This is a genomic window from Collinsella sp. wc0583 (assembly GCF_046116915.1).
Lineage (GTDB): Bacteria > Actinomycetota > Coriobacteriia > Coriobacteriales > Coriobacteriaceae > Collinsella.
In genome coordinates this window covers 1-22,309 of the sequence record NZ_JBJXBN010000007.1, presented here as the reverse complement: position 1 = coordinate 22,309, position 22,309 = coordinate 1, and the positions used below count along the sequence as shown (strand labels likewise).

18 protein-coding genes are annotated in these 22,309 nt (G+C 58.8%); 8 read left to right on the top strand and 10 right to left on the bottom strand.

Annotated features, from left to right (window positions below; all coding sequences use genetic code 11):
• Nucleotides 1–105: 105 nt before the first annotated feature.
• Together ACKUUJ_RS07170 and ACKUUJ_RS07165 are read right to left on the bottom strand one after the other, a co-directional pair.
• The gene (locus ACKUUJ_RS07170; RefSeq protein ID WP_409065149.1) at nucleotides 106–1,485 is read right to left on the bottom strand and encodes an aldehyde dehydrogenase; all 1,380 of its coding nucleotides are present in this window, start codon (nucleotides 1,483–1,485) and stop codon (nucleotides 106–108) included.
• A gap of 8 nt (nucleotides 1,486–1,493) precedes the next feature.
• Complete coding sequence (locus ACKUUJ_RS07165) at nucleotides 1,494–2,714, bottom strand: iron-containing alcohol dehydrogenase (RefSeq protein ID WP_409065148.1); 1,221 nt, start codon at nucleotides 2,712–2,714, stop codon at nucleotides 1,494–1,496.
• A 253-nt stretch (nucleotides 2,715–2,967) separates the two neighbouring features.
• Between ACKUUJ_RS07165 and ACKUUJ_RS07160 the strand changes: the two genes are divergently transcribed.
• Entirely contained in the window at nucleotides 2,968–3,531 is a 564-nt protein-coding gene (locus tag ACKUUJ_RS07160) for a ferritin family protein (RefSeq protein ID WP_070097113.1), read from the top strand.
• A gap of 241 nt (nucleotides 3,532–3,772) precedes the next feature.
• On the opposite strand, the gene ACKUUJ_RS07155 is transcribed toward ACKUUJ_RS07160, so the two are convergent.
• The gene (locus ACKUUJ_RS07155) at nucleotides 3,773–4,654 is read right to left on the bottom strand and encodes a hypothetical protein (protein WP_409065147.1); all 882 of its coding nucleotides are present in this window, start codon (nucleotides 4,652–4,654) and stop codon (nucleotides 3,773–3,775) included.
• A 538-nt stretch (nucleotides 4,655–5,192) separates the two neighbouring features.
• Nucleotides 5,193–6,632: a PLP-dependent aminotransferase family protein gene (locus ACKUUJ_RS07150; RefSeq protein ID WP_409065146.1), complete on the bottom strand. Its 1,440-nt coding sequence runs from the start codon at nucleotides 6,630–6,632 to the stop codon at nucleotides 5,193–5,195.
• Nucleotides 6,633–6,777: 145 nt separating this feature from the next.
• Here ACKUUJ_RS07150 and pdxS point away from each other — a divergent pair, with 145 nt between their 5' ends.
• The gene (gene pdxS, locus ACKUUJ_RS07145) at nucleotides 6,778–7,668 is read left to right on the top strand and encodes a pyridoxal 5'-phosphate synthase lyase subunit PdxS (RefSeq protein ID WP_409065145.1); all 891 of its coding nucleotides are present in this window, start codon (nucleotides 6,778–6,780) and stop codon (nucleotides 7,666–7,668) included.
• A 20-nt stretch (nucleotides 7,669–7,688) separates the two neighbouring features.
• Nucleotides 7,689–8,276: a pyridoxal 5'-phosphate synthase glutaminase subunit PdxT gene (pdxT, locus tag ACKUUJ_RS07140; protein WP_409065144.1), complete on the top strand. Its 588-nt coding sequence runs from the start codon at nucleotides 7,689–7,691 to the stop codon at nucleotides 8,274–8,276.
• 424 nt (nucleotides 8,277–8,700) lie between these two features.
• On the opposite strand, the gene ACKUUJ_RS07135 is transcribed toward pdxT, so the two are convergent.
• A complete protein-coding gene (locus ACKUUJ_RS07135; RefSeq protein ID WP_035137032.1) occupies nucleotides 8,701–9,612 on the bottom strand; it encodes a hypothetical protein in 912 nt (303 codons plus the stop codon).
• 152 nt (nucleotides 9,613–9,764) lie between these two features.
• The gene (locus tag ACKUUJ_RS07130) at nucleotides 9,765–11,177 is read right to left on the bottom strand and encodes an MFS transporter (RefSeq protein WP_409065143.1); all 1,413 of its coding nucleotides are present in this window, start codon (nucleotides 11,175–11,177) and stop codon (nucleotides 9,765–9,767) included.
• A 204-nt stretch (nucleotides 11,178–11,381) separates the two neighbouring features.
• On the opposite strand from ACKUUJ_RS07130, the gene ACKUUJ_RS07125 reads away from it, so the two are divergent.
• Nucleotides 11,382–11,792: a peptide deformylase gene (locus ACKUUJ_RS07125; protein ID WP_250786976.1), complete on the top strand. Its 411-nt coding sequence runs from the start codon at nucleotides 11,382–11,384 to the stop codon at nucleotides 11,790–11,792.
• 75 nt (nucleotides 11,793–11,867) lie between these two features.
• Here the strand turns inward: ACKUUJ_RS07125 and ACKUUJ_RS07120 are convergent, their stop codons facing one another.
• Entirely contained in the window at nucleotides 11,868–13,349 is a 1,482-nt protein-coding gene (locus ACKUUJ_RS07120) for an aminotransferase class I/II-fold pyridoxal phosphate-dependent enzyme (protein WP_117716532.1), read from the bottom strand.
• Between the two features lie 201 nt (nucleotides 13,350–13,550).
• Nucleotides 13,551–14,408 (bottom strand): LysR family transcriptional regulator, encoded by an 858-nt coding sequence (locus tag ACKUUJ_RS07115; RefSeq protein WP_233509009.1) that lies wholly within the window; start codon nucleotides 14,406–14,408, stop codon nucleotides 13,551–13,553.
• Between the two features lie 118 nt (nucleotides 14,409–14,526).
• Here ACKUUJ_RS07115 and ACKUUJ_RS07110 point away from each other — a divergent pair, with 118 nt between their 5' ends.
• Both ACKUUJ_RS07110 and ACKUUJ_RS07105 read left to right on the top strand, forming a co-directional pair.
• Nucleotides 14,527–15,438, top strand: a complete 912-nt coding sequence (locus ACKUUJ_RS07110; RefSeq protein ID WP_409064114.1) for a DMT family transporter — start codon at nucleotides 14,527–14,529, stop codon at nucleotides 15,436–15,438.
• A gap of 140 nt (nucleotides 15,439–15,578) precedes the next feature.
• Nucleotides 15,579–17,828 carry a KUP/HAK/KT family potassium transporter gene (locus ACKUUJ_RS07105; protein WP_409065142.1) on the top strand — a complete coding sequence of 750 codons (2,250 nt, stop codon included), beginning with the start codon at nucleotides 15,579–15,581 and terminating at the stop codon, nucleotides 17,826–17,828.
• A gap of 79 nt (nucleotides 17,829–17,907) precedes the next feature.
• On the opposite strand, the gene bsh is transcribed toward ACKUUJ_RS07105, so the two are convergent.
• Together bsh and ACKUUJ_RS07095 are read right to left on the bottom strand one after the other, a co-directional pair.
• On the bottom strand, nucleotides 17,908–18,873 hold the full coding sequence (gene bsh / locus ACKUUJ_RS07100; RefSeq protein ID WP_409064112.1) for a choloylglycine hydrolase: 966 nt from the start codon (nucleotides 18,871–18,873) through the stop codon (nucleotides 17,908–17,910).
• A gap of 131 nt (nucleotides 18,874–19,004) precedes the next feature.
• A complete protein-coding gene (locus ACKUUJ_RS07095; RefSeq protein ID WP_022094377.1) occupies nucleotides 19,005–19,424 on the bottom strand; it encodes a peptide deformylase in 420 nt (139 codons plus the stop codon).
• Between the two features lie 193 nt (nucleotides 19,425–19,617).
• On the opposite strand from ACKUUJ_RS07095, the gene ACKUUJ_RS07090 reads away from it, so the two are divergent.
• Nucleotides 19,618–20,928, top strand: a complete 1,311-nt coding sequence (locus tag ACKUUJ_RS07090) for an NCS2 family permease (RefSeq protein WP_138375321.1) — start codon at nucleotides 19,618–19,620, stop codon at nucleotides 20,926–20,928.
• A gap of 204 nt (nucleotides 20,929–21,132) precedes the next feature.
• Nucleotides 21,133–22,287, top strand: a complete 1,155-nt coding sequence (locus ACKUUJ_RS07085; RefSeq protein WP_409065141.1) for a hypothetical protein — start codon at nucleotides 21,133–21,135, stop codon at nucleotides 22,285–22,287.
• Nucleotides 22,288–22,309 lie beyond the last annotated feature (22 nt).

Below are 22,309 nucleotides of genomic sequence, written 5' to 3'. Positions count from 1 at the left end.
TGTTGCAGCGGGTCTTGCCAACTCCGATACACGTTTTCATCGTAAGAAATGACCGCCTTCGCTTGCGCGGAGACGGCCATTTTGTTTGCCCTATGTCATCTGATTCTAATGCACAAACATGCGCACGAACTTGTGCTTCCAGCTTGCGTAAGGGGCATAGCGGAATGGCACGTCCAGCCACGTTGCCTTGTTCACGATGCTCTTCTTGTGGCTAAACGTATCGAAGCTCTCGCGGCCATGGTACTGGCCTATACCGCTCGCACCCATGCCGCCAAAGCCCATATGGCTCGTAGCCAAGTGCATGATCGTGTCGTTGACGCAGCCGCCGCCAAAGGGCACGTAGCGCACAAAGCGCTGCTGAACCGCGCGATCCTGACTAAAGACATACAGGGCCAGCGGCGTCGGACGATCCGTAATAAACGTCTCGGCCTCGTCTAAGCTCTCAAACGTCAGCACCGGCAAGATGGGACCGAAGATTTCTTCCTGCATCACGGCGTCATCGGGGGACACGCCGTCCAAAATCGTCGGCTCAATCTTGAGCGAAGCCTCGCGCGCGGCACCTCCAAACACGACCTTATCGGAATCGATCAGCCCGCGTACGCGTGCGAAATGCTTGGCGTTGACGATATGCCCGTAATCCTCGTTATCGAGCGGATGCTCGCCAAACATGCGACGAACCTCCTCCTTGATGAGGCCCAGCAGCTCATCGTGCACGCGCGTATCGACCAGCAGGTAGTCGGGCGCCACGCAGGTCTGCCCCACATTGAGCCATTTACCAAAGGCGATACGCCGCGCCGCGACCTTCAAGTTTGCCGTCGCATCCACGATGCAGGGACTCTTACCGCCCAGCTCAAGCGTCACGGGCGTAAGGTTTTTACTTGCGCGCTCCATGACGAGCTTGCCGACCGGAACGCTACCGGTAAAGAAGACCTTGTCCCAGCACTCGTCGAGCAGCGCTTCGTTTTCGGTGCGCCCGCCCTCGACAACCGTCACCAGGCGCGGATCAAATGTCTCTTCACAGATTTGCCTGAGCACCGCGCTCGATGCCGGAGCATAGGCGCTCGGCTTGATGACCACGGTGTTACCCGCAGCGAGCGCGCCGGCGAGCGGCTCAAGCGTCAGCAAAAACGGGTAGTTCCACGGAGCCATGATGAGCGCGACGCCATAGGGCACGGCTTGCGTTTTGCACACACTCACGGCGTTGGCAAGGTCGCACGGACGCAGGCGTGGACGACTCCATCGAGCCACATGCGCGATCTGATGACGAATCTCGGAAAGCGAGGTGCCGATCTCGCACATATAGGCCTCGTCATGCGGCTTTCCCAAATCGGTCTTGAGCGCATGGGCAATATCGGCCTCGTGGGCCCGTACCGCATCGCGTAAACTCACGAGCGCACGACGTCGAGCATCGACATCAAACGTGGCGTGCGTCTTAAAGTAGGCGCGCTGATCGCCGACGATGCGCGCAATTTCCTCGGTGCTCATGGACCCTCCTAGTTCTCGCCCTCAAACATACCACCTGCAACGACTTCGTACATATGCTCGAGCTCCAAGCGGTCCATCAAAAGCGGAACGGGGTACAGGGGATTGGCCTCGGCATCGGCATGCGCCGCCATTTCAGGAATGTCGGAGCGGCGAATACCTGAGACATATTTGGGGATTCCCAGGGCCCCGTTCATGCGGTCGACCCAATCGATAAAGGCCTCGGCCGCAAGACCATCCTGTGCGGTAGCCGACGCAATGCCCGCCATGCGAGCGAGGTCGGCAAGCTTGGGGGCGGCGGCGTCACCATAAGCGCGAAGCATATGCGGCAGGATGATGGCGTTAGCCAAGCCGTGCGGAATCCCATAACGCCCGCCCAAGCTGTGTGCGATGGCATGAACGTATCCAACATAGGAGCGCGTAAAGGCAACACCCGCCTTATACGCCGCCGAAAGCATATTGCGGCGCGCACGCATGTTGTCGCCATGCTCATAGGCCTCGAGCAAATTGTCGTAGATGAGCTGAACCGCCTGTCGCGCCATCTTGCGCGTATAGGGCGTGGTGCTTCGCCCGATAAAGGCCTCGACGGCATGCGTCAGGGCGTCCATGCCCGTCTGCCCCGTAATGGAGGCGGGCAGGCCGCGCGTAAGCTCGGGGTCGTGCACCGCAAGGCGCGGGATAAGCACAAAGTCGTTAATGGGGTACTTGTAGTGCGTCTCGTCATCAGTAATTACCGCTGCAAGTGTGACCTCGCTTCCCGTGCCTGCCGTGGTGGGAACGGCGATGAGCAGCGGCAGGCGACGATGAATCCGCAGCAGCCCGCGCATCTTGTTGATGGGCTTGTTTGGCTGCGCGATGCGTGCTCCCACGCCCTTGGCACAGTCCATGGCCGAACCACCGCCAAAGCCGATAATGGCCCGGCAGTCGTTCTCGCGATACAGCGCCGCCGCTTCCTCCACGTTTGAGACCGTGGGGTTCGCACGCGTTTCGGCATAGACCGTAACGCCAATTCCCCTGGATGCGAGCGCCGTCTCGAGCGGCGCCGTGAGCCCCAGACGGGCAATGCCGGGATCCGTTACCATAAGAACCCGCTGTATCGAGCGCTTTTGAAGCACCGCGGGCATATACTCGGCATGCTCCAGAATGCGTGGCTCGGTATAGGGCAGCACCGGCAATGCGATGCGAAAAATCGTTTGATACGTTCGGCACCAGGCGCGGCGGGCTAGATGCATAAAGGAAACTCCTTCATTTGTTGATTCGTCAACATTTGCTCGACCGATTGTACTCAGCGGTGGTCAAAGACGGCCTGCCAATCGTTAATCAATCAACATCTTCATATCTCAAAATTGTTTTATTAAAAATCATTCCTAATAGGCTTCACTTTCAGTCTCATTTATGGATAATAGAACTCGTCAAGACGCACGTCCGGAGAGGGCCCTTATGGGACCGGGCGAGCGCACCATCGCCATCGATCGAAAGGATCGAATCATGAAGTTTGTTTGCCCCGTTTGCGGTTATGTGGAAGAGTTCGACGGCGACCAGCTGCCCGAGGACTTCAAGTGCCCCCAGTGCGGCGTTCCCGGTTCTCGTTTCCTGAAGCAGGAGGAGGGTCAGCTCGAGTGGGCTGCCGAGCACGTCGTGGGCGTCGCCAAGATGGAGGGCGTCTCCGAGGACATCGTTGCCGACCTGCGCGCCAACTTTGAGGGCGAGTGCTCTGAGGTCGGTATGTACCTGGCCATGGCTCGTGTCGCTCATCGCGAGGGCTATCCCGAGATCGGCCTGTACTGGGAGAAGGCTGCCCACGAGGAGGCCGAGCACGCCGCCAAGTTCGCTGAGCTCCTGGGCGAGGTCGTGACCGACTCCACCAAGAAGAACCTCGAGATGCGCGTTGAGGCCGAGAACGGCGCCACCGCCGGCAAGACCGATCTCGCCAAGCGCGCCAAGGCCGCTGGTCTCGATGCCATCCACGACACCGTGCACGAGATGGCTCGCGACGAGGCTCGCCACGGCAAGGCTTTCGCCGGCCTGCTCAAGCGCTACTTCGGCTAAGCCAAACGCCTGAGAGACATTCTCTAGCTTTATAAGGCCCGGACCGTATTGGTTCGGGCCTTTTTGTGTCTCGAGGACTCGTTAACGCCCTGAAATAGAACTATCTTCGGCATCGGTTTCTCGTCAAAAACTAAGTGAGTAGACTTTTTGGAACTTGCCGAGCACACCATCCATATTGCTTTATAAAGCCGCAGGTAAATGACTTGCTGCAAAACGACCTGGTCGCCATCAAGCCAAAAGTCTACTCACTTAGTTCCGCAGCCGTCCACGATCGAACTGCTTTGTGTCTAACGGGCATCTTTCCGTCGATTACTCCCAATTTTGTCCAGTCAACAAATAGTTCAGACCGGAGTAATGCCTCAGCCCTTTGCTCATCCGAACTTTTATCACGATATTCAGCATCGAGCATCCTGCATACGGCCTTAACGATCGCGCGGAATCTATCCTCATCGGATATCTGTCTGTGTGTCAGGAGAAGTACATCGTAGCCCATGGCCTGAAGGGCTGTCATGCGGTCAGCGTCACGCAAGCCATCCCCTGCGCGTCCGTGCGAGGCCTTTCCCTGACATTCAATGGCCACCTGTCGCTTACCGTCCGGTGAAGAAAGAAGTAGGTCGATATATACACGGGACTTTCCCACAATCGCTCGAGCACTTGTGCTTAACGTCACTTCAACATTAAGCTCTATGCCGCAAAAACCTTCGCCTCCCAGGGATCGCGGCAGTGCAAGTAGCAAATACGCCTCGACCTCAAAAGGCGACGCGGCACCCAATGGAACGAGTTGCGATACCGCCATAAATCTATTGCCGTAACGCATCCCGCAAACATCTGAACAAAAACGGTCAAGGTCTCCGCCCAAAACCAAAGCGTCTCGACGCCATAAATTTGAGGCGGTGCCGTCCTCGGACGGGCAGCGCACCCAACCGAACGTTGTCGAAATCGCGCCCGAATCAATTGCACGCGAAAGCTCCGCCTCAAGTGCCGCCGGCAGGGCACACACCGCAAACAGGCCGCACATCTCCGCCAACACAAAAAGAAGCTGAAGATCCGTCAGATGCCGCGACATGATGAATGCCGTCAGTAGAGGAGACGTAATCAAAAATCCATGCTCCGTTTCCAGCACGGATTCCCTGGGAAGCTCGCCCAGAAACAGCCGCTGCCTAATGCTGGCAGAGCATGTCCGTTTGCTTCTCGTCCGAACCAATGTATACAACGGAAAGCCGAGTGCAACCGCAGCCGTCGGGTTACGGGCGAGGTCATATCGCTGCCGGTCTTCTTCCGGTCGCGGAAGCGGCGGACACAAAGCGCGGACTTGAGGGGGCAAACGCCAGTATCTAAAAGCCGATATGTCACAAAGTAAATCCTTCATAGGCACAGGAAAACACGAATTTCAACCCAGCCTGTCTCGCATTGGGGCGAACGCACCAAAAATGGCACCGAACGGACTGCTAAGTTTTCAACAGCCCTCCCCAACTGACCAAAAGCTTGCCGAAAGCTGGACGAAGCACTGTTGAAAACCCCATTTTTTTCTCATGCAGAAGCTTTGCGCGGCAAGTGAGTAGACTTTTTCGAACTTGCCGCGCAGACCATCCATATTGCTTTATAAAGTCGCAGGTAAATGACTTGTTACAAAACTGCCTGGTCGCCAAAGTTCCAAAAGTCTACTCACTTAGGTTGCAGAGTGCCCCCATTGGCTGCAATTCCAAGGTATTAAGCACTTCCGGACCCAGATTGTCATACTGGACAAGAATTTGAGTCGAGTTTTCAGGGACAAATGCACCATCGGCACACCAATAACAGTCACTGATATCGATAAACGGAATACCCGAGCGCGTGAGGGCCCGCACAAAAGAGCTTCCACCCGTTCCGCGCTCCGCAACCACAGTGCAGTAAAGGCCTGCGTCTGCATGCTCGATCGAGACCTCCCCTGCCGGAAACGCCTTCCGTACAAGCGCCGCTAGGCCATCACGCGCCTCGCGAGCACGAACGCGCACGCGGTTCACATGTCGCTCGTAATCACCCGATTCCAGCAAACGAGCCAAAGCGACCTGGTCAACAGAACTCACCGACGAGGCGTAAAAACCAAGGTTGCGCCTAAACCGCTCCATTAGCTCGTCGGGCAGCACCATGTACGCTAGACGCAACGCCGATGACAGGCTCTTCGAAAACGTGTCGGTGTAGATAACCGACTGGGCGGCATCGATCGACGCGAGCGCGGGAATCGGTTTGCCGGCAAGGCGAAACTCACAATCAAAGTCATCTTCGATGAGATACCGACCTGGTCGCTCGGCGGCCCAGCCCAGCAGGGCATAGCGACGCGCAATGCTCGTCACCAGGCCGGTCGGATACTGATGGGACGGCATCAGGTGAAGGACATCAGTCCCGCTTTTCTGCAGAGTGCTCAAGTCCACGCCCTCATCATCCAACGGGATATGTCGAACTTTGCAGCCCATGGCCTGATAGATGCGCGTCAGGCGCAAATAGCCCGGATCCTCAACGGCATACACCTTGTCGGCTCCAAGCAACTGAACCAACATGGTATCGAGCAGCTGGGCGCCCGCACCGATAACGATGTTGTCGGGGTCGACATTCATACCCCTTGTCCCGCGCAGGTGGTGAGCAATTGCGCGTCGTAGCCGAGCGGTGCCCTGTGCCGGCGCAGTCGAAAAGATTTCGCGTTCGTCTTCGGATGCCAGCGTCGCCCGCAGCGCGCTTTGCCAAAGCCGCGCCGCTTCCAAAGCGGAAGGAGAAAGCACATCAAATCGCTCGACCTGTCCGTTGATATCATGTGCGCTGGGGCCCACGGAGACGGCATCTCGGTCGATGCCCTCCGCAGCCGAAGGCAAAACCGGTGCATCCGGAAGCTCGCAAGCGTAGTAGCCCCGACGCGGCATTGAGCAAATATAGCCCTCGGCAAGTAACTGGTTATATGCATTCTCGATGGTAATGACACTGATTCCCAGATGACTGGCAAAGGCGCGCTTAGACGGAAGATGTTCCCCCGCCGCAATGCGTCCAGCTACGATATCATCTCGAATTTGCTGGTAAACATACTCATAGAGCGATGCTTCGCCGCGTTTTTCCAAATTGTAGTCAAGCATGTGTTTGCCACCTGACCTTATCGCGCTGTTCAATCTGGTATTAGTCTGACCTTGTAATTATCTCGAAAACTGAGTATTTCGCCATACCCAGCTCCCCGATAGGATGTTCCGTCAAGCAATGCACATGCCAACCAAGGGAGCAACCATGGTAGAACAGACCAGCAAGGCCGATCGCGTCAAACTCAATCGCGAGCTCGCGCAGATGCTCAAGGGCGGCGTCATCATGGACGTCACCACGCCCGAGCAGGCACGCATCGCCGAGGAAGCGGGCGCCTGCGCCGTCATGGCACTCGAGCGCATCCCGGCCGACATCCGTGCCGCAGGCGGCGTCTCGCGCATGAGCGACCCCAAGATGATCAAGGGCATTCAAGAGGCCGTTTCCATCCCCGTTATGGCCAAGTGCCGCATCGGCCACATTGTCGAGGCGCAGGTCCTTCAGGCCATCGAGATCGACTACATCGATGAGTCCGAGGTTCTCTCCCCCGCCGACGATGTCTACCACATCGACAAGACCCAGTTTGACGTCCCGTTTGTCTGCGGCGCCCGTGATCTGGGCGAGGCGCTGCGCCGTGTTGCCGAGGGCGCCACGATGATCCGCACCAAGGGTGAGCCGGGCACGGGCGACGTGGTCCAGGCCGTGCGCCACATGCGCAAGATCCAAAAGCAGATCCGTGACGTTGTTGCCCTGCGCGACGACGAGCTCTTTGAGGCAGCCAAGCAACTGCAGGTTCCGGTCGAGCTGGTCCGCGAGGTCCATGCCACGGGCAAGCTTCCCGTCGTGAACTTTGCCGCCGGCGGCGTAGCGACCCCCGCCGACGCCGCGCTGATGATGCAGCTGGGCGCCGAGGGCGTCTTTGTCGGCTCGGGCATCTTTAAGAGTGGCGACCCCGCCAAGCGCGCCGCCGCCATCGTTAAGGCTGTGGCAAACTTCACCGACGCCAAGCTCATTGCCGAGCTTTCGGAGGACCTGGGCGAGGCCATGGTGGGCATCAACGCCGACGAGATCGAGATTATCATGGAGGAGCGCGGGCGCTAGTCCGGCAGAAAGGGTCGCATATGAGCGATTATGTAGACCAGACGGTCGCCGTGCTGGCGGTCCAAGGCGCTTTTGCCGAGCACGAGGCAAGACTATCCCAGCTGGGCGTACACTGTATTGAGCTGAGGCAGGCGGCCGATTTGCAGCAGAACTTTGACCGCCTGGTCCTCCCCGGCGGCGAGTCCACCGTTCAGGGCAAGCTACTTGCCGAGCTCGGTATGCTCGAGGGGCTTCGCACCCGCATTGTTGAAGGCATGCCTGTATTGGGAACTTGCGCCGGCTTGATTCTGCTGGCGCGCGACCTTGCCGCCCACGACGATAAGGGGACGCCGCGCCTGGCAACCATGGATGTACTCGTTGAGCGTAATGCCTATGGCAGACAGCTCGGCAGCTTTCACACCAAGGGGCAGGTAGACGGCATCGACGGTGAAGTGCCATTAACATTTATCCGTGCGCCCCGCATCGTCGAGGTGCACGGCGACGCCAAGGCCTTAGCGAAAGTCGACGGGCGCATCGTCGCCGCCCGTCAGGGCAACCAGCTCGGCGTCACCTTCCACCCCGAACTCGATAAAGACACCCGCCTCCACGAGCTCTTCCTCCAAATGTAGGCGAAGCAGAAACGAGCGTGGATTTTCGGACAAACAACAAATGAGAGTGGATAATCTCCCACTTTGAGCTTGAATGCAGGCTCAAACCGGGAGATTATCCACTCTCATGCTATGTAGTCGTTGGGGACGTTCTTAAACGACTAGTCAAATAAGAACGTCCCCAACGACTACATTGCGATAGACAACCACGTTTACCCAGATAAAACCGACCAAAATAAACCTGTCCCTTTTTGGCAGGTTTGGACTATGGGAACGCCGATGTTTTGGCAACGCCAGCGAGCGCCCGCCAGAGCGAACAAATTGGCATGAAAAGAGGACGGCATAGACCTTCTGGTCATGCCGTCCTCTTTGAATGACAAGTTGTCGCTCTGGTGGGCGCGCAGCGTCAACTAGTTACGCGGTTTGGTAAAACCGCGTAACCCAACTAAAAACGATTGCCGCGGAAGCCGCCACCGTTGCGGCCGCCACGGTCGCCGCCGCGACCGCCGCGGTCGTTACCACGGTTGCCGCCAAAACCGCCACGGTTGCCACCGCGGTCGCCATAGCCGCCACGGTTGCCGCCAAAGCCGCCGCGACCGCCACGGTCGCCGCCACGGTCACCAAAGCCGCCACGGCCACCGCGATCGCCACCGCGACCGCCACGGTCGCCGCCACGGCCACCGCGATCGCCAAAGCCGCCGCGACCGCCACGGTCGCCGCCACGGCCACCGCGATCGTCACGGCCGCCGCGAGGACCGCGGTCCTCGTCCAGGCCCATGGCGACGAGCGGAGCGATAACCTTATCGAGAGCAGCCATCAGCTCGGTGGCCTCCTCGTAAGAAAGCTCGGGCAGGAGCTTCTCCTTCTTGTTGGCAAGCTCGACCAGGCCCTCAGCGGCATCCTCGGCAGCGAAGACGACGATCTTGCGCATATCGCCCTCAGCGTCGTCGATGCGGCCGACCAGGTCGGCAGCCTCGGCCTCGGCCATCAGGCCATCGAGCTCACGGAGGCGCATGCCCAGCAGGTCGGACATTTCCTTCTGCTCCATCTTGGGCTTGAGGTCAAGGAGCTTGATGGCGCGCTCGATGTTCGCCATGCGCTCGGCCTTGGCCTCCTCCTCCTTGGAAATAGCAAAGCGACGGCTACGCAGCAGGCGGGCGGCCTTCTGCATCTTGTCCATCAGCTCTTCGTCATCGTAATCAACGGCGGCCTCGACAACCTCGGCCTCCTCCTCGGCGGAAACCTCGTCAGCAGCCTCAACCTCGGCAGCTTCGGTCTCCACGGTCTCGACTGCCTCAACCTCGGCAGCCATGGTCTCGTTCTCGGTCTCGTTCATGATCTCTTCGTTCTCAGACATGAGACTCCTTCTTGGCCCTCTCGGGCATCATCGCCCCATTCGCGGGGCCCGTCGCGCACTCTTTGCGCTTTAAACATTCATGCCTCTCGGCAAAACGTCCATTAGTTTATGGTGTCGCCCGCTAATCTAGCTGCAGAATCTATGTGCACACATTAATGCGACATGTGCGACTCGCGACGAGCGTACACCAGCGACGCCACGAACCCGACCACGGCAATTACAGCCGCCACACGCACGGCCGCCGCAAATCCAATCGCCTGGGCAACGTCGGTCGCAACGCCAGCGGCGCCGGCAGTCGCCGCAGAACTCGAGAGCAGGCCGATAAACAGCGACGGGCCAAACGATGCGGCAATCATGTTCCACGTGTTGAGCAATGCCGTTCCGTGAGGATGCTCAGCGCCAGGCAGCGTCTCCAAGCCGGCCGTTTGCGAGGGGCTCAGCACCAAACCGACTCCGGCATACACCACAACGGTCAGCGCCACGACGACGCCGATGTTCATGCTTACCGCCGTCACCGAGATGGCAGTCTGCCCCACGGCAATCAGGGCAAAGCCGACCGGCAGCAGCGGCCATGCGCCACGGGCGTCCATCACGCGTCCGCCCACAATCGAGGTCACGGCGTTGCAGGCAATTGCTGGCAAAATGAGCAAGCCCGCAACAAGTGCGGTCATGCCGTATGCGCCCTCAAAATAGAGCGGCAACAAAACGCTCATCGAGAACGTCGTCATCATCGATACCACCACAAGCAAGCACGCAGGCCAAAAACGAACACTCGCCATGGGACGCACGTTAAGCACCGGATGCTCAAGCTTGAGCTGACGGGCCGCAAACAGGCCGAGCAGCACAATGGCGGCTAAGAGCGTCACGGTACCGCCAACCAGATTGGTCGAGAACTCGCCTACGGAATACACAAATGCTGTTATACCGGCAGCGAGCAAAACAACCGACAGAATATCAAGCGTGGTGTTCGAGCGCTCTCCGACATTCTGAACATGCTTTACGCCCGCCGCAGCGACCACAATGCCGCCCACCAGCGGCACTACGAACACCGCCCTCCAGCCAAACAACGTGCACATTAGACCGCTGATCACGGGTCCAAACGCCGGCCCCAGCGTAATGCAGGCACCGCCCAGGCTCAGATACAGACCGAGCTTCTCGCGCGGGGCACAAGACAGCACCACATTCATCATGAGCGGAAACAAGATGCCCGATCCCGCAGCCTGCAAAATACGGCTTGGCAGCAAAACGCTAAACGACGGAGCGACCAGGCACAGGACTTCGCCGGCGACCATGCATCCGCATGCGAAAAACAGCAGCTTGCGCGTCGAGAAACGACCGGACAGGAAGGCCATGATAGCCGTAAAGATCGACGTCACGATCATGTAGCCCGAAACGAGCCACTGCGCCGTGGTGGCACTCACCGAAAAGGCCGCCATAATGTCGTGCAGCGCCACGTTAATGATGTTCTCGTTAAACGCGGCAACAAAGGCTGCAACATACATTACGACGAGAATCGCCGAGGCTGTCGACGGTGATTGAGTTTGCTTTTGGGATTTGGTCCCCATGAAATTCCTTCCTCTTAGAACGACAATCGCATCGCCCCAGAGGAACAGTCCAGGGCGAAAATGAGCCCTAGACTTACACCAGACGCCGTACACGACGAATCTGGCAACATGGTCCAACGTCGAAAGATTGTAACGCGGACGCGCAGCTTTCCTTCCGCGCTATTATTAAAAGTCCACGAAAGCATAAGACATGAGGAGCCCGCCATGATCAAACCCATCATGAAGTCCGAGTTCTTTTTACGCCTGCCCTCCGAGGATGCCGACCCCGAAGACGCCGCTACCGGACAGGACCTTTTGGACACGCTTCACGAACACGAGCACGAGTGTGTCGGTCTCGCCGCCAACATGATCGGCGTGCGCAAACGCATCATCTGCGTAAAAGACGGCAACAAGACGCTCCTGATGTACAACCCTCAAATTCTTGAGCAGGTCAATGCCTATCAGACAAGCGAAGGATGCCTCTCGCTAATCGGCGAGCGTCCCTGTACCCGCTATCGCCGCATTAAGGTTGAGTATTTGGACGAGAACTTTATCCACCGCATCAAAAACTTCTCGGGCTACACCGCCGAGATCATCCAACACGAAATCGACCACTGCAACGGAATTGTTATATAGTTCCGCCGATTCAAGAAAGCTCCCTGCAGCAAAACAACTGCAGGGAGCTTTTCATAGTGCGGAGCTTCTATCCCACTAGCTCTGGCGGTAATGATCGAAGAAGTCGGCGAGGTCTTCGAGCGACTCTTTAAGCACTTCCATGCGCGGCAGGTACACGATGCGGAAGTGATCAGGCTCGGCCCAGTTAAAGCCGCCGCCGCGCGTGATCAGGATCTTCTTCTCGTGCAGCAGGTCGAGAGCGAACTGCTCGTCATCGGTGATGTTGAACTTCTTAACATCCATCTTGGGGAAGATGTAGAACGCCGCGCGCGGCTTGACCACCGAGATGCCGTCGATCTTGTTGAGCGCCTCATACACAAAGTTGCGCTGCTCGTAGACACGACCGCCGGGACGGATATAGTCGTTGACCGACTGATGGCCGCCGAGCGCCGTCTGGACGATTGACTGGGCCGGCACGTTGGAGCACAGGCGCATGTTGGAGAGCATGTTGATGCCCATGATGAAGTCGCTCATGCAGCGCTGGTTGCCCGAAAGCACCATCCAGCCAATGCGATAGCCCGCGATCATGTGCGACTTGGAAAGGCCGCTAAAGGTGACACAGGGCAGATCGGGAGCGAGCGAGGCAATCGAGACGTGCTCATAGCCGTCCATGCACAGGCGGTCGTAGATCTCGTCTGCAAAAATCATGAGCTGGTGCCTGCGCGCAACCTCAACGATGCCCTCGAGCACCTCACGCGGGTAAACGGAGCCCGTGGGGTTGTTGGGGTTGATGATGACGAGGGCCTTGGTCGCGCTCGTGATCTTGGACTCCATATCCTGCAGATCGGGATACCAATCGGCCTGCTCGTCGCACAGGTAGTGCACAGGATGGCCGCCGGCAAGGGTCGCGCACGCCGTCCAGAGCGGGTAGTCGGGGCTGGGGATCAGGATCTCATCGCCGTTGTCGAGCAGCGCGTTCATCGAAAGTTGAATGAGCTCGGACACGCCGTTGCCCGTGTAGATGTGCTCCATCTGAACGTTGGGCAGGCCTTTGATCTGCGAGTACTGCATGATTGCCTTGCGCGCGGAGAACAGGCCACGCGAGTTGGAATAGCCTTCGCAGTCGGGCAGCTGCTGGCGCATGTCCTTGATGACCTCGTCGGGCGTGCGGAAACCGAAGGGCGCCGGGTTGCCGATATTGAGCTTGAGGATGCGCTCGCCCTCGTCCTCCATGCGGGCAGCCTCGTCGACGACGGGACCGCGCACGTCATACAGGACATTATCGAGCTTGGTGGATTTAGAAAAAGTACGCATGGTGGTGCTCCTTGGAATTTGAGCTGAGGGATGGGGTTCGGGCTTGGAAACGTTACGGGGCGATGATGCCTCGCCTTGATCGGCGTCACCGGCAAGCAGCCAGGTAACATCGACCTCCAAAATGCGGGCGAGCAGCTCTGCCACATCGCGCCGCGGAATCGTCTTGCCGCTCACATATTGGCTCATCTGACTCTTGCCGAGTTTTTTGCCGAGCATCTCCGATGCGCGGATTACGTCCGACTGGCGAACGTCGCGATCGGACATAGTCTGTCGCAGGCGATCGCTAAACGTCTCTTGGGCCACTAGAACCTCCTTGCTGGCAAAGTTCAATTTATAGAACACGAATTGAACCAGAGTTCAATTTAGGCAGCAGTATAACGCGGCACCTCATTCCAAAGTTCAATTTCATAAGAAAATGTACCGAACCCCGAGGATTGTCCCAAAGTGGACAACAGGTACGCGCCTTTAGAGATATTCAAGGAGACGAGCCGCCGCAAGCGAAACGTCAGCCGTGCGATATATCGCATTGATCTGCCGATGAGGATGTCCCTCGAGTGGGCGCACGGCAACATCGAACTGGCAGCGGCGCAAGATGAGCGCCGGAAGAATGCTCACGCCCAGGCCGTCCTCGACCATAGCCATAATCGCATAGTCATCCCAGGTCGACAGCTTAGAACGCACCGTCAGGCCCGCGCGACGAAACAGCGGCGTAATCTCGTCATCGGTGCCGCGTTCCAGCAGAATAAACTGCTCGTTGGCCAAATCGGCAAGGGAAACGACCTCCGCGGTGGCAAGCGAGGAGTCCGCTGGCACCACGGCCATCAGCTCGTCTTGCACCAACGGCCGCGACGCTATGCCGGCGCCGCGTGGTTCGCGCGGAATAAAGCCCAGGTCGCAGCGGCCTTCCGCCACCCATTGCTCAATCTCGGAGTAATCACCCATCAGCAACTCGTAATCGACGTCCGGGTGATCGGCGCGAAAGTGCGCAATCACCGGCGGCAGCACGTGGGTCGCCACACTCGAAAACGTACCGATGCAGATTTTGCCGCGCATGAGCCCACGCATCTCATCCACCCGTCGCTGCAAGCGAGTGAATTCCTCACAGAGCGCCTCGACCGCCGGCATAACTTGCCGCCCGTCGGCAGAAAGTACTACGCCCTCGCGGCTTCTATCGAGAACTTTAAAGCCCCAGTCGGCCTCAAGATCGGCCACCATACGGCTCACGCCCGACTGCGAATAGCTCAGCCGCTCGGCGGCGCGCGTAAAGCTTCCGGCGCGCACGGTCTCCAGCAGCACCTGCATCTTTTGAACATTCGTTTCCACGGCACCCCTCCACCCATGCATGAGCTTTTGTCATGTTATCTATGCATTATATTCGCTTTTCTTCTATAGCCAGTTCACCCATAGTGAACATGCACGGATATAGAGGGGATGTCAGCGCATGAACAACGGACTGCTTACGTACTTAGCAGCATTGCTATTGTTTGGCTCCAACGGCATCATCGCCGCTGCCATCGCGCTGCCGAGCTCCGATATCGTGCTACTACGCACGTTTTTGGGCGCACTCTCGCTTGTCACCATCCTCGTCATCACCCAACGCCATAAGCTGCAGGCGCCATCTCGCCCCCGCGAAGCCGTAGCCCTCCTCCTCTCGGGAGCCGCGCTGGGCGCCAGCTGGATTTTTCTGTTCCGCGCCTACCAGACGATCGGCGTCGGCGTATCCTCGCTGCTGTACTACTGCGGCCCCATCATTGTCATGGCGCTCTCCCCGCTCATCTTTGGCGAAAAGCTGACCGGCGGCAAAATCGCCGGCTTTATCGCCGTCGCTTGCGGTGCTTTTCTCATTGCAGCGCAAGGTCTAGGCGGCAATATGCCCATTGCTGGTATCGCCTGCGGAATCGCCTCGGCATTTTGCTATGCGCTGATGGTCATCGCCAGCAAGGGTGCGCCACACATCGAAGGCCTTGAGAACTCCGCGCTCCAGGTGAGCGCAGCCTTTGTGACCGCGCTGGTCCTCACGCTCATCACGCAGGGCGCCCCCTCATTCCTGTCCGCCGGCGTCGCCGCCAATATTGATTGGCGCGCCGTCGTCATGCTCGGCGTCGTCAACACCGGCATCGGTTGCCTGCTCTACTTTAGCGCTGTCGCCAAGCTGCCCGTCCAGACCGTCGCGGTCGTCGGCTACCTCGAGCCGCTTTCGGCGGTCGTGTTCTCGGCCGTCCTTTTGGGCGAAGCCATAACACCGGTCCGTCTGATGGGCGCCGCGCTTATCATCGGCGGCGCGATCTTTTGCGAACTCGCCGGCAAACGCGCAAACGCCAAAGCCGGTATCGCTCAAGCAGCACGTGCTTAATAGCCCCCGCTTTGAAATGCTGCCTGCGTATATGAATAATCCCCATCTGGGGATTATTGTCTAAAGCTAACCAATGTGCCAAACTGCTCTTGTATGTATAAAGACGGCATAAAGGTTATCTGTCCTAGATAGATAACCGGATGTCCAAGGGAGTCCACGTGGCACAAAACGAACTGGAGGCAAGCCCCCAAGACCAGCGTGGTCAAGGCGGGCACGGAGCCATTCCCCTCTCCGCTGGCATGTTGCTCGTAACGCTCGGCGTCGTCTATGGCGACATCGGCACGAGCCCCATGTACACCATGAAATCAATCGTCGCCAACAACGGCGGCATCGGCACCGTCAGCGAGGACATGATCTTGGGCGCGCTTTCGCTCGTCATCTGGACCATGACGCTCGTGACCACGGTCAAGTACGTGGTTATCGCCATGAAGGCCGACAACCACAACGAAGGCGGCATCTTTGCCCTGTTTAGCCTGGTGCGCAAGGTGGCACCGTGGCTGATTCTCCCCGCCATGATCGGCGGCGCGGCGCTGCTCGCCGACGGCATCCTCACCCCTGCGGTCACGGTTACCACGGCCATCGAGGGCTTGCGCACTATCGAGTGGGGCCATGCGCTTTTGGGTGACGGCCAGACCAACGTCATCATCATCACCATCATCATTATCTGCGGCCTGTTTGCCATGCAGCGCGCCGGCACCTCGTCGATCGGCAAGTTGTTCGGCCCGCTTATGACGCTATGGTTCCTATTCCTGGCTGGCGCCGGCCTGTTCAACATGCTCGGCAACCTGTCCATCCTGCGCGCGCTCAACCCCATTCGCGGCATCATGTTCCTATTCTCGCCCATCAACCACTCGGGCATCATGGTGCTCGGCTTCGTCTTTCTGTCGACGACCGGCGCCGAGGCGCTCTACTCGGACATGGGCCACGTGGGCAAGGCAAACATCTATGCATCCTGGCCGTTTGTTAAGGCGGCCCTTATCCTCAACTATCTGGGTCAGGGAGCTTGGCTGCTCGCCAATAACTCCAACCCCCAGATGCTCGCGATGGATATCGTCAACCCGTTCTACATGATGCTTCCCGAGCCCCTGCGCCCCTTTGCCATCGTGCTTTCGGCCGTAGCGGCCATCATCGCCTCGCAGGCGCTCATCACCGGCTCGTTCTCGCTGGTATCCGAGGCAACCCGTCTCAATCTCATGCCGCACCTGCGCATCCACTACCCCAGCGACACCAAGGGCCAGCTCTATATTCCGCTCGTCAACAACATCATGTGGGTCGGCTGTATCTTCATCGTGCTGCTGTTCCAGAACTCCGAGCGCATGGAGAGCGCCTACGGCCTCGCCATCACCGTGACCATGCTCATGACCACGACGCTTTTGACGAGCTACATCGCCGGCATCCTCAAGCACAAACTGGGTGCCTGCGTCTTCGCACTGCTCTTTGGCGCCATTGAGCTGTGCTTCTTTGCCTCGTGCCTCACCATGTTCTTTGACGGCGGCTATGTCATGATCTTCTTGGCCGCGCTGCTGTTTGGCCTTATGTACGTGTGGCGCCGCGGCACCGCCATCGAGCGCACGCAGACCATCCTGCTGCCCGTCTCCAAGTACATTGACCAGCTCGACCGCCTGCGCAACGACGAGACCTATCCCGTGCTTGCCGACAACCTGGTGTTCCTCACCAACAGCCCCGACCCGCTCACGCTCGACCGCGATGTGCTCTATTCCATCTTGGATAAGCATCCCAAGCGCGCCAAGGCATACTGGTTCATCAACGTGTACGTTACCGATGAGCCCTATACGCACGAGTATTCCGTCGAGACCTTTGGCACGGACTTCCTGTTCCGCGTGCGCCTGGACCTGGGCTTTAAGGTCAACCAGCGCATCAATGCCTACCTGCGCCAGATCGTTGGCGACCTGATGGCATCGGGTGAGCTGCCGCCGCAGCATCACACCTACTCCATCTACGAGACACGCGGCAACGTGGGCGACTTCCGTTTTTGCATGCTGCGCAAGATGCTCGCCCCCGAAACGGACATCAACCGCAACGACCACCGCGTGATGGCCATCAAGTACGCCGTCCGCCGCGCCTGCGGAAGCCCGGCACGCTGGTACGGTCTAGAGAACTCGGCCATCATCATCGAGTACGTGCCCCTCTTTGCCCGCATGCGTCCGGCAGTCAAACTCGTACGCACCCAAGTGCCGCTCGAAGTTCAGATCGAGGAAGCCGAGGAAATGGAAGTCGATATCTTCTCGGACGACTTGGTCAACGGCAACGAGGCCGGTAGGGACATGAACGTCGATCCCACCGAGCTGCTCGAGAGCGTCGCCGATACGCCCGAACAGCAACAGCTCGACGGCCTCGAGAGCGAACAACTCAACGACGTCAACTTCTAGCGACGTCACAAATCAACGACAGCGGCCCTGCACCTCGCGAGAGATGCAGGGCCGCTTTGCATTGCAGTAAAGCTATCGGCTACGAACGACGCGGCTCGGGAACCACGAGCCTATCAGGACTCGCGCCCTCGGCATCTGTCAGGCTCACGTAGCGAATCGACGGATCCTCATACATCGCGTAGTAATAATTGCCCGTGCGCGCGCTAAAGCATCCGGTGTAGATAGTCTTCTCGAACTTGCCATCGCCCATCCTGGACGCCCCCTCAATCATTACCACGCCTTCGAGCGAGCGGAACATACGGACGACGTTTTCGGTCTCGCTCTCCTTTTGCGGGTAATTGGCATTGAGGTACGCCGCCTTTACAAAACGGCTCGGTGAATAGCAGTCACCCGGAATACCGCGCATGCCGGCACCCGCGCCATAGGGCTTGAGCTCGGCGCCACGCCATGTCGCCGTCTGCGGAAAATCGCTTGTGGCAGTGATATAGGTGCGCAGGTTTTCCATGTGCCACGGGAAGGTCGGCTGGTTGGCAAGGGTGTCGACCGGATCGTCGTATACATGCAGGCCGTCAGCCATCATCTCGACCACGATGCTGCGCTGGCTGTCGCCGATAATCCAATGGAGCAGCGACACGCCCAGCCCCTCTCCGGCAGATTTGGCGACAATCACCGTGTCGCGCAGCGCGGCCTCGACCTCATCGACCGTCGAGAACGTCGCTGCCACCCACAGGGGAAACTCATAGGCCGCGATATTGGTCTTTCCATCAACCGGCCCCTCGGCATACTCGGCATAACCCGGGAAATTGAGACCCGCCACGGCGAGGCCCGCATCGTTGCCGCAATCGAAGAACATAGGGTAGTTCTTGTAATCGATGCACATACCGATCACCGCGTGTACCGCCGTCGCGTCGTCGATAAACGAATACGGGATGTGAAACCCGCGCGGCATCACGCGAACCTGTTGGCCGTAGTCAAAGCTCCAGTCGAGGTTGCGGCCCAGATACATGTGACCAGAATTATCGGTAAATCGGATACTCGTACACATGGCGCCTCCTAGCTTTACGTTCTTGCTAAGTTCATTGTCTCCAAACAAAAAGGCGCTAAACACAAAAGCCCGGACATGACAACAATGTCATGCCCGGGCCAAAAGAGACGAAGTGCGGTGCTGTAGTCACCCTAGACAAGTTTACCTTGGCAGTGGTCGATCATATGCTGGATCATCTGTGCCTCAAAGCCCGCGTAGTCACGGCGGCACTCCTTCATCTTGCCGTCGACAATCTGGTCAAAGGCAACCTTGCACTTGATATAGCGCGTGGACTTGGTGACCTCCTCGTGCGTCAGGCAGCTCTCCTCCATCTTGCTGGCGCCCAGGCCAAACACCAAACGGGGGTTGTAGAGCACGTGGGGCTCGCCGGCGTCGTCCAGATAGACGCAAACCTTCTTGGTAACGCCAATCTGGTTAGCGGCAAGGCAGCCGGCATCGTCGAGCGACTTGATGGTATCGATCAGGTCCTGTGCGACCGACTCGTCCTCGACGGTCGCAACCTCGCAACGCTGGGACAGGATAGCCTCGTCGTGGCAAAGCTCTTTAATCATACGTTCCTCCATAGGGGTCGTTGTAACCGCTTAAGTATACGGTACCCACACATTTTCATACGGAAAATACCGCCCGTCCGCTACAAAGCGCCGAACATCAACATGTGAGGAACAGCAAGGTTGTAAAGGCGATATAGTAAGTGAGTTCGTGTCAATTGGCCTAAACTCGGGGCCGAACAAGGAAAGGGTATGCATGGACGAACTATTTCACGTCAGCGAGCGTAAGTCCACAATCGGGACCGAACTTCGCGCTGGACTGACAACGTTCCTGGCAATGGCCTACATCATTGCCGTCAACCCCGCGGTGCTCTCGGGCGCCGGCATCGATGCGGGGGCGCTCGCCTGCGCCACCTGCCTGGGCGCCGGCATCATGACCATCTGCATGGGCATCTTCGCCAACCGCCCGCTCGCCTGCGCGTCGGGCTTAGGCGTCAACGCGATGATCGCTGGAATCACCACCACCGTCTGCGGCGGTGACTGGCACGTGGCCATGAGCGTCATCTTCCTTGAGGGCGTCGTCATCTTGCTGCTCGTGCTTTGTGGCCTGCGCGAGGCCATCATGGACGCCATCCCGGTTGTCCTGCGTCACGCCATCTCGGTGGGTCTGGGCCTGTTCATCGCCATGATTGGCCTGTGCGATGCCGGCATTATCACCGCTGGCGCCGGTACACTCGTCGGTCTGGGCGACATCACCTCCCCCACCTTCATCGTCGGCATCATCTCCATCCTGGTGACAGTCGCCCTCGCCTGCCGCAACGTCCCCGGCTCGCTGCTCATCGGCATCGTCGTCGCCGTCATCGCCGGTATCCCCCTAGGTGTGACCCAGGCTCCGACCGGTATCATCGCCCCGCTCGACTTCTCGAGCATCGGTGGCCCCATCGCCGACGCCGGCGGCGTGCCTGCCATCGTCAAGGTCCTTACCGACCCCGCGCTCCTCGTCATCTCGTTCTCGCTGCTCATGAGCGACTTCTTCGACACCATGGGCACCGCGATGGCCGTGGCCAAGCAGGGCGAGTTCCTCACCGACGACGGCAACGTCGAGAATATCAAGGAGATCCTGATCGTCGACTCCGCCGCCGCTGCTGTGGGCGGTTTCATGGGCGTCTCCTCCATCACCACCTTCGTCGAGTCCACCTCTGGCGCTGCCGACGGTGGCCGCACGGGCCTCACCTCCGTCACCACCGGCGTGTTGTTCATTCTCGCCGCGTTCTTCTCCCCCATCGTCACCATCGTTTCCAGCGCCGCCACCTGCGGTGCTCTGGTCTACGTCGGCTACCTCATGATGAGCGAGGCCTCCGAGATCGACTGGTCCGACGTGTCGCAGGGTTTCCCGGCGTTCATGATTGTCGCCGGCGTGCCCTTCACCTACTCCATCTCTGCCGGCATTGGTCTGGGCTTTATCGCCTACGTGATCGTCGCACTCTTTAAGGGCGAGGCCTCCAAGATCAAGCCGCTCATGTGGATCGCAGCCCTCGCCTTCCTCGTCTACTTCTTTGTAGCGTAGCGGCAAAGCTGCCAAAGCAGAACACCAAAGCGCGGAGTCGCCATGCGGCCCCGCGCTTTTCTTTTAGCGCCGGTCCCTGCGCCGGCGTGCGGCCTATTTCTCCCCCATTTTGGCCATTTTGCCCTCCAAACGGCACTACCGCCGGCAACATCCAGCAGATACGCTGAATCTAGTCGTATAGGCCCTATGAGAACGGGAGCAACCATGGCAGCCTTGTTCACGACCCCCAAACGCAATGACACTACCGCCGGAACCCATGTTGCCGAACCCGACGTTCGCCGTCGCATAGGACTCGCGCACGGCAGCTGGCGCCGCGTGACGCGCCGCATCGTCGCGGGCGCCGTGTGCGCGCTCACGGTGAGCTCGCTGCTCATGCCGAGCGTCTCGCTCGCAGCGGAATGGGTCAAGGTCGGCGGCAACAAGTACAACACCGCGGCGAGCGACGAGGCCGGTACCTGGTCGTGGGACGGCGCCGACGACTTGAAGCTCAACAACTATAACGGCGGCGAGATCCAGGCCGCAGGCAAGCTCAACGTGAATTACTCGGGAACCAACATCGTCACTGCCGAATGGATCGAAAGCATCAACGTTTCTCATGGCACTAACGAGAATGCCGAGCTCAATATCCAAGGCGACGAGGGCGGCACGCTCAGCGTGACATCTACTGAGGACGCTATCCTCTCCACGGGTAATATCAACATCGACGGAGCCGGATCCGTCAACGCCACGAGCACTGGGCTTGATGGCATCAATGCCGGAGGTGATCTCGCTATCAAAGGTTCGGGCAACGTCAACGCCACGGGTGCATCGGATGGCATCAGGGCAAACGGCAATATCACGATTGACGACAGCGGAGCCGTCACCGCCAGGGCCACCAAGGACAAGGGTATTGGAGCCGACAAGAACCTCACCATCAAGGGTGGCGGGACGGTCGAGGCAAGCTCCGAGAAAGACGCTGCCGTCGAGGCCAAGGGCAGCCTCGCAGCCACAAATGCCTCCCTCAACGTAAACGGTGTTGAATATGGCGTCTATGCCCACAAGGGCATCACCCTCGATCATGCAAACGTGACGGTCCGTGCAAGTAAAGGCAGATACGGTGGCGCCAACGCCCTCTTCACCTACCAGGACGACATCGTCGTCAAGAACGGCTCCACCGTGGACGCGTTTGCGGAAGGCGAGGTTTCGGCTGCATTCTCCACCAGAAACGATCGACCCAACGAGAAGGGCGGCCACATCTACATCAGCGACTCCGTTGTCAAGGCCATAGCCCGCTATGTCGAGAACGGCGACGGCCCCATCCCCTACAGACACTATGACCCAATCCAGGGGCACGGAAACGACAGGAGCCCCCGCTCGTGACCGCGGGTCGGGGCTGCGACAA

Coding starts and splice junctions, on each gene's coding strand:
- pdxT (WP_409065144.1), top strand. CDS start 7,689: ATGAGCGATTATGTAGACCAGACGGTCGCCGTGCTGGCGGTCCAAGGC.
- pdxS (WP_409065145.1), top strand. CDS start 6,778: ATGGTAGAACAGACCAGCAAGGCCGATCGCGTCAAACTCAATCGCGAG.
- ACKUUJ_RS07110 (WP_409064114.1), top strand. CDS start 14,527: ATGAACAACGGACTGCTTACGTACTTAGCAGCATTGCTATTGTTTGGC.
- ACKUUJ_RS07125 (WP_250786976.1), top strand. CDS start 11,382: ATGATCAAACCCATCATGAAGTCCGAGTTCTTTTTACGCCTGCCCTCC.
- ACKUUJ_RS07090 (WP_138375321.1), top strand. CDS start 19,618: ATGGACGAACTATTTCACGTCAGCGAGCGTAAGTCCACAATCGGGACC.
- ACKUUJ_RS07165 (WP_409065148.1), bottom strand. CDS start 2,714: ATGCATCTAGCCCGCCGCGCCTGGTGCCGAACGTATCAAACGATTTTT.
- ACKUUJ_RS07150 (WP_409065146.1), bottom strand. CDS start 6,632: ATGCTTGACTACAATTTGGAAAAACGCGGCGAAGCATCGCTCTATGAG.
- ACKUUJ_RS07105 (WP_409065142.1), top strand. CDS start 15,579: ATGTCCAAGGGAGTCCACGTGGCACAAAACGAACTGGAGGCAAGCCCC.
- ACKUUJ_RS07135 (WP_035137032.1), bottom strand. CDS start 9,612: ATGTCTGAGAACGAAGAGATCATGAACGAGACCGAGAACGAGACCATG.
- ACKUUJ_RS07130 (WP_409065143.1), bottom strand. CDS start 11,177: ATGGGGACCAAATCCCAAAAGCAAACTCAATCACCGTCGACAGCCTCG.
- bsh (WP_409064112.1), bottom strand. CDS start 18,873: ATGTGTACGAGTATCCGATTTACCGATAATTCTGGTCACATGTATCTG.
- ACKUUJ_RS07170 (WP_409065149.1), bottom strand. CDS start 1,485: ATGAGCACCGAGGAAATTGCGCGCATCGTCGGCGATCAGCGCGCCTAC.
- ACKUUJ_RS07085 (WP_409065141.1), top strand. CDS start 21,133: ATGGCAGCCTTGTTCACGACCCCCAAACGCAATGACACTACCGCCGGA.
- ACKUUJ_RS07095 (WP_022094377.1), bottom strand. CDS start 19,424: ATGATTAAAGAGCTTTGCCACGACGAGGCTATCCTGTCCCAGCGTTGC.
- ACKUUJ_RS07120 (WP_117716532.1), bottom strand. CDS start 13,349: ATGTCCGATCGCGACGTTCGCCAGTCGGACGTAATCCGCGCATCGGAG.